The 2,835-nt window shown below is 77.9% G+C and carries 2 protein-coding genes; one reads left to right on the forward strand and one right to left on the reverse strand.

Annotation, left to right across the window (positions count from 1 at the left end; genetic code table 11):
* Positions 1-246: 246 nt before the first annotated feature.
* Positions 247-1,896 (reverse strand): hypothetical protein, encoded by a 1,650-nt coding sequence (locus IF43_RS0135320; RefSeq protein ID WP_078910688.1) that lies wholly within the window; start codon positions 1,894-1,896, stop codon positions 247-249.
* Positions 1,897-2,047: 151 nt separating this feature from the next.
* Between IF43_RS0135320 and IF43_RS38575 the strand changes: the two genes are divergently transcribed.
* Positions 2,048-2,743 (forward strand): hypothetical protein, encoded by a 696-nt coding sequence (locus IF43_RS38575; RefSeq protein ID WP_158939684.1) that lies wholly within the window; start codon positions 2,048-2,050, stop codon positions 2,741-2,743.
* Positions 2,744-2,835: the final 92 nt, after the last annotated feature.

A 2,835-nucleotide genomic window follows, 5' to 3' on the forward strand; every position in this document is an offset into this window, starting at 1 on the left:
GGGGTGGGCCTGCCGCTGGGGGCACCTCCCAGCGGTAGCTGGGGGAGGCCTGCAGGCCATGACGGGTCAAGAGGCGAGGGGACCCACACACCACGGGACCCGCCCCCGAAGCGAGCCCACCCCGACACCGGCCCACCCCCCGCGGCCGGCCGGACCCACCCACCAACCGCCCCCCGCCCACCATCACCCCCACCACCCACCGCCCCCACCACACACCCCCCACCACATCAGCCGGTAGCCCGCCCCTCAGCACGAGCCAGGCCGCGAAAACAGGGCCACCCTCGCGCCGTGGACGGAGCGGACGGCGCAGAGCTCGAAGCCCGAGACGAGGGTCTGCCGCTTGACGGCCTCGCGCGGGTACGGGTCGCGGGGCTGGTCCGGGGGGTCGAGCAGGGCGACGGCGCGGGGACCGGCGAGCAGGGCGGCCCGGATGCGTTCGGACGGCAGCTCCGAGCCCTGGAGGGTGCCCTCCGCGGCGGGCGGCCGGACCAGCGCGACGTCGTGCAGGTGCCCGTACACGCCCGGGGAGGACAGCAGCCACTCGCGCCGCCGGGACGGCAGGAAGACCACCGCGTCGCCGGGCCGGGCCAGCTCGCGCACGGCCTGCGCCACGGCCAGGACGTCGTCCTTGCGGCTGTCCGGAGTCCGCAGCCACAGCGTCCACGGCAGCGTCACCAGCACGAGCACCGCGACCAGCCGGACCCGCTGGACGAGCAGTGCGAGCCCCGCGAGCGAGAAGAGCACGTACCGGTCGACGTACCAGGGGTGGAGGAGCGACACCGACAGGAGCAGTCCGGCCGGGAGCAGCAGGAGCGGCAGCGCCACCCGCACCGCGCGCGGGTCCCGGCCGCGGGCCAGCCACAGCCCCGCCGCGGCGGCCACGGCGTACGCGAGCCAGTCCGACCCGCCCGGCCGGCCGAGCCAGCCCAGCTGCGCCCCGGCCTGGCCCGCGCTCACCCACCCGAGCGGGACCAGGCACACCAGGACCACCGCAGCGCACCGCCACCAGGCGCGTTGGCGCCGGGCGCCGACGGCGTGCGCGAACAGCGCGAGGACGGCGAACTCGTGCAGCCAGCAGGCCACGACGGCCAGCGCGGTGTACGCCGCCCAGCGCCGGCGCAGCAGCGCGTACGTCGCCCAGACCACCGCGGCGGCGACGAGCGCGTACGACCGCCCCTCCTGCGCGTACATCTGCACCGGCGGCAGGACCGCGTACGCCGTCCCGGCCACCACCCCGCCCCCGGCGCGACCACCCACCCGAGCCGCCCGAGCCACCCGGACCGCCCGCCCCACGACCCGAGCCGCCCGCGCCACAGGACCACCCGCCCGAGCCGGCGCCGCCGGACCCACCGGCGCCGCCGGAGCCGCCGGAGCCGTACGAGCCGCCCCCGCCGCCCCAGTCGGCGAACGGAGCGCGTCGGTGAACGCCCAGGAGCCGGCCGCCGGCCGCGCAGGACGGCGGGAACACGGCTCCGCCAGACGGTGCGCCAGCGTCCCGACCCCCGCGGCGGCCGCGGCCGTGGCGAGGACCGACGGCAGGCGCAGCGCCCACAGGCCGCCTTCCCAGAGCCGGAAGACCCCGTGTATCAGGAAGTAGTAGAGGCCGTGGACGGCGTCGACGTGGCCGAGAAGCACCCACAGGTCGGGGAGCGAGCGGTGGGCGACCTGGTAGGTGACGGACTCGTCCCGCCACATGCTCCCGCCCCGCTCCAGCCCCCACACCCCGAGCCCCACCGCGACGGCGGCCGGCACCCACGCGGCCACCCACGCCGAGCCGCCACCGCCACCGCCGCCCGCACCTCCACCCGCACCTCCACCGGCGCCCTCGGCCGTCGGCTCGGCGCCCCCGGCCGTCGGCTCGGCGTCCCGGGCCGGCCGGCCCGGGCCCGGCGGCATGAGCGGGCCGGACAGACGTCCTCGGAGCCGGCCGGACGGACGTCCTCGGGGCTCTGCTGTCCGGCTGATGTCGGCCTCCGAACGGTTTCGCGGAACGGACGGGGCCCCCATACTCGTGCTCGGCCGTAACGGGTGCGGAGGTGTCGTGCAGGTGAAGCGCAGTTCCACTCAGACGGGCCGCTGGTCCGGACCAGGAACCCCGCGCAGGACGGCGGTGGCGCGGGCGGTGGCCGCGGCCCTGCTGACGGGTGCGGTGGCCGGCGGGCTCGGGGCCTGCACGCCGGGGGCGGGCGAACCGTCCGGGGCCATGACCACGGGTCCGGCGGACCCGGGCAAGCCCTCCGGGTCGACGACGGCGGGCACGGCAGACGGGACGGGCACGGCCGCCGGGACGGACACGGGCGCCAGTGGCGGTCCAGGAGCCACCCCGACCGCCGGCCCGACGACCGACGGCCGCACGACCGGCGGTCCCACTGCCACGCCCACCACCCCACCCAGCACCCCACCCACCAGCACACCGGCCACCGCATGGCTCGTGCGGGTCACCCGGACCGGCGGCCTGGCCGGGGTGAACCAGAGCGTGCTGGTCAAAGACGACGGCACCGTCACCCGCCTCCGGCGCGGCGAACCCGCCGGAACCGGCCACATGTCCCCCGCCGAGCTCGCCCGGCTGAAGGCCGCGCTCGAGGCCGCCGACTTCCCGCACCTGCCGCGGGTGGGTCGGCCGGGCGGGATCGCGGACGGGTTCACGTACCAGTTCGTGTACGGCGGGTACGAGGTCATGGCCGCGGACCCGCTGCCACCCGCCCTGTCCCGCGTGATCACCGCCCTGCCGCCCTTCTCCTGACCGCCGAGCCCGCCGAGCCCGCCGAGCCCGCCACGCCCGCCGCGCCGCCACTCGACCTGAACGCCCCGGCCCCGCACGCACCCGGCCCTCAC

Origin of the sequence: Streptomyces sp. NRRL S-87, assembly GCF_000719335.1 — a bacterium.
Taxonomy (GTDB): domain Bacteria; phylum Actinomycetota; class Actinomycetes; order Streptomycetales; family Streptomycetaceae; genus Streptomyces.